Below are 4,520 nucleotides of genomic sequence, written 5' to 3'. Positions count from 1 at the left end.
CCGAGGAGCTGCCGCACTTCCTGCCCGACTCCGGGTACGACCCGGTGGGCCTGCCGCACCTGCGTGAGGCGATCGCCGAGCGGTACCGGCAGCGCGGCCTCCCGACCGATCCCGACCAGGTGCTCGTCACGGTCGGCGCGCAGCAGGCCATCGCTCTCATCGCGCGCACGTTCCTCGGCCGCGGCGACCGGGCGCTGATCGAGATGCCGACGTATCCGCACGCGATGGAGGCGCTGCGGCTCTCCGGTGCACGGCTCGTGCCGATCACGGTGACGCCGGCCCCCTCCGGCCCGCACGCGATCGACGCGGCGGGCGATGCGCCAGGAGGGGACGGCTGGGACGTGGAGGCGGTCGAGCAGTCCTTCCGCCGGGCCAACCCGGCGCTCGCCTACCTGATCCCCGACTTCCACAACCCGACCGGCGCCTCCATGTCGCCCGCGACGCGCGAGCGCATCCTCGCCGCGGCCGCCTCCCACGGCACGATCGTCGTCGCGGACGAGACGACCGCCGACCTCGACATCGACCGCGTCGGCGAGCACCTGCCGTTCCCGCTGTACGGCGAGCGGAACGCCGGGGATGCGCCCGTCATCCTCATCGGCTCGGCGAGCAAGGTGCTGTGGGGCGGCCTGCGGATCGGCTGGATCCGCGCCGACCGCCCGGTCGTGCAGCGCCTCATCTCCGCCAAGCCGGCGACCGACCTCGGCACGCCGATGCTCGAGCAGCTCGTCGTCGCGCGCATGCTGCCGCAGGTGCCCCGGATCGTGGAGGAGCGGCGCGAGCAGCTGCGCCAGGGCCGCGAGACCGTGCGGCGGCTCGTCGGCGAGACCTTCCCCGAGTGGAGGGTGCCCAGCCTCCGCGGCGGACTCGCCGCCTGGGTGGGCATCGGCGCGCCGGTCAGCTCGGCGCTCGCGCTCGCGGCCCGCAATCACGGGCTGCTCATCGCGGCCGGGCCGCGGTTCGGGCTGGACGGCGCGTTCGAGCGCTTCCTGCGCATCCCGATCACGTACACGCCGGATGAGACGGCCAGGGCCGTCGCCGCCCTGTCGCGGGCGTGGGCGGTCACCTCGGCCGAGCCGTCGCCGTTCCTCGACGCGGGGACGCTGCCGAGCGTGGTCTGAGGCGGCGCCGGGCCGGTCCGGTCCCGGCCGGTCCCGGCTCGCCGGGGGAGCGGCGCCGCCGCAAGTGGTACCGCGGCATGAGGCGGGCTCCCGGTCACCGGTGGGAGGATCGAGAGGTCCTGCCATCACCCGAGGGGATCCCGTGCACTTTCTCGCCGTGCTCAGCATGAAGAACCGCGCCCTGATCGCGCTGGTCACCATCGTCGCCGCCGTGTTCGGCGGCCTCGCGCTGACGAACCTCAAGCAGGAGCTGGCCCCCTCCATCTCGTTCCCGCAGCTCGCGGTGCTGACCAGCTATCCCGGCGCGTCGCCGGAGGTCGTCAACAACGACGTGAGCACGCCGATCGAGGCGGCCATCCAGGGCGTGCCCGACCTCGAGAGCACCTCCGCGGTCAGCAGCACGAACCAGTCGATCATCACGGCCCGCTTCACCTACGGCACCGACCTGGCGACCGCCGAGCAGAAGATCGAACGGGCCATCAACCGCATCTCCTCGACCCTGCCCGCCGACGTGGAGCCGCAGGTGCTCTCGGGCAGCATCGACGACCTCCCCGTCATCCAGCTCGCGGTGAGCGGCGGCGACGACCAGCGCAAACTCAGCGACGACATCACCCGGCTCGCGCTGCCCGACCTCAAGGACGTCGCCGGCGTCAACGACGCCCAGCTGGTCGGAGAGGTCGGCCGCCGCATCACGATCACGCCCGACGACGCGAAGCTCGCCGCCGCGGGCGTGACCCGCCAGTCGATCACGGACGCGCTCAAGCAGAACGGCGTGCTGCTGCCCGGCGGCTCCATCACCGAGGACGGCAAGACGCTCTCCATCCAGTCGGGCGCGCAGCTCGGGTCGGTCGACGACATCGCGGCGCTGCCGCTGGTGGCGTCGGCGTCGGCGTCGGCGAGTGGAGGCGCGGGTGCGGCCGGCGCGGGCGCGTCCGCGGGCGCCGGTGCCGGAGCCGCCGGGGCCGCCGGGGCCGCCGGAGCCGGTGCCGCCGCGGCCGTGCCCGCCGTCGTCGCGCCCGCCGCTCCTCCCACCATCGGAGCGGTCGCCGCCGTCGCCGAGGTCGACGACCCGGTGACCTCGCTCTCGCGCGTCGACGGCAAGCCCGCCCTCACGATCGCGGTCACCAAGCTGCCGTCTGCCAACACGGTCGAGGTCTCGCACGGCGTGCGGGACATCATCCCGGACCTCAAGGACAAGCTCGGCGCCGGGACGACGATCACGGTCGTTTTCGACCAGGCGCCGTTCATCGAGCAGTCGATCCAGTCGCTGACCGAGGAGGGGCTGCTCGGCCTGCTGATGGCCGTGATCGTCATCCTCGTGTTCCTGCTGTCGATCCGGTCCACGCTGGTGACGGCGATCTCCATCCCGACGAGCGTGCTCATCACCTTCATCGTGATGTGGGCCACGGGTTACACGCTCAACATCATCACGCTCGGCGCGCTCACCATCGCGATCGGGCGCGTGGTCGACGACTCCATCGTCGTCATCGAGAACATCAAACGGCAGCTGGTCCCCGGCGCCGACCGGGCCGTGACCATCGTGCGGGCCGTGCGAGAGGTCGCGGGCGCGATCACCGCCTCCACCATCACGACGGTCGCGGTGTTCCTGCCGCTCGCGTTCGTCGGCGACGTGACCGGCGAGCTGTTCCGGCCCTTCGCGCTCACCGTGACGATCGCGCTGCTGTCATCGCTGCTCGTCGCGCTGACGATCGTGCCGGTGCTCGCCTACTGGTTCCTGCGGGCGCCGAAGGCGCACAAGCACGAGGGCGGCGCCGAGGCCGGCGCCGGCGCCCTCTCGGTCGAGGAGGCCGCGGCCGCGGCCGGCACGGAGGACGAGCTCGAGCACCCGTCGCGGCTGCAGAAGGGCTACCTCCCGATCATCCGCTGGACGCTGCGGCACTCGGCGCTGACCGTCGTGCTCGCGATCGTCGTGCTCATCGGCACGGCCGCCCTCGCGCCGCTGATGAAGACGAACTTCCTGGGCTCCAGCGGCCAGAACTCGCTCACGGTGACGCAGACCCTGGAGCCGGGCGCGAGCCTCCAGGCGAAGGACGACGCCGCGAAGCAGGTGGAGCAGAAGCTGCTCGACACCGACGGCATCGAGACCGTGCAGGTGTCGATCGGGTCGAGCGGGTCGAGCCTGCGCGACGCCTTCACCGGCGGCGGCGGCAACACGACCTTCTCGATCACCACCGACCCCGACGCCGATCAGGAGAAGCTCCAGTCGACGATCGAGGACGAACTGGCCGGGTTGAAGGGGCAGGGCGACATCCAGGTGTCGTCGCAGAGCGGGTTCGGCGCCTCCACCGACATCGAGGTCGACATCACCGCGAGCAGCGACCAGGACCTCCAGACCGCCACCGACTCGGTCGTCGCCGAGCTGAAGAAGCAGAAGTCGCTGTCACAGGTCACCGACAACCTCAGCGCGTCGCTGCCGTACATCTCGGTGGCCGTCGACCGGACGAAGGCGGCGGAGGCCGGCCTCAGCGAGGTCGCCGTCGGCACGATCGTGTCGCAGGCCATGCAGCCGACGCAGGTCGGGACGGTCGCGATCGACAACACGACGCTGACGATCTACCTGCAGAGCGCGAACCCGCCGACCACCGTCGCCGGGCTCGCGGATCTGCCGATCCCGACAGCGGCCGGACCGGTCCCGCTCAGCTCGCTCGCCACCGTCGAGCTGGCGAACGGCCCGGCGACCGTCACGACCGAGCGCGGGCTGCGCGCCTCCACGGTCACCGCCACGCCGGCCACCGACAACCTCACGACCGCGAACACGGAGGTCGCCGCAGCGCTCGACAAGGCCGACCTGCCGGACGGCGCCACGGCGAAGGTGGGCGGCGTCTCGTCGAGCCAGACCGACGCCTTCCAGCAGCTCGGGATCGCGCTGCTGGCGGCCATCCTGATCGTCTACATCGTGATGGTGGCGACGTTCCGCTCGCTGCGGCAGCCGCTGCTGCTGCTGGTGTCGGTGCCGTTCGCGGCGACGGGCGCGATCCTGCTGCAGCTGATCTCGGGCATCCCGCTCGGCGTCGCCTCGCTGATCGGGGTGCTGATGCTGATCGGCATCGTGGTGACCAACGCGATCGTGCTCATCGACCTGGTGAACCAGTACCGGGCGCGCGGGCTGTCGGTCTCGGACGCGGTCGAGCACGGCGCCTCCCGCCGACTCCGCCCGATCCTCATGACGGCGCTCGCGACCATCGCGGCACTGACGCCGATGGCGATCGGCCTGACCGGGCACGGCGGCTTCATCTCGCAGCCGCTCGCGATCGTCGTGATCGGCGGCCTCGTGTCGTCGACCGTCCTGACCCTCGTCGTGCTGCCGACGCTGTACAACCTCGTGGAGGGTGCGCGCGAGCGGCGGATGGCCCGGAGGGCGGCGCGCGCACCCCCCACGAG

2 protein-coding genes are annotated in these 4,520 nt (G+C 72.1%); both read left to right on the top strand.

Features of this window, described 5'->3' with window-relative positions:
* A partial coding sequence (locus ACR9ZG_RS18230; RefSeq protein ID WP_481286259.1) for an aminotransferase-like domain-containing protein occupies positions 1-1,118 on the top strand: 1,118 nt, incomplete at its 5' end.
* A gap of 142 nt (positions 1,119-1,260) precedes the next feature.
* Positions 1,261-4,520 (top strand): efflux RND transporter permease subunit (locus tag ACR9ZG_RS18225; RefSeq protein ID WP_481286258.1); only part of this gene is annotated, 3,260 nt, incomplete at its 3' end.

This window comes from Leifsonia sp. KNZ12-8B (assembly GCF_056755495.1).
This window is presented reverse-complemented; position numbering and strand designations above follow the sequence as displayed.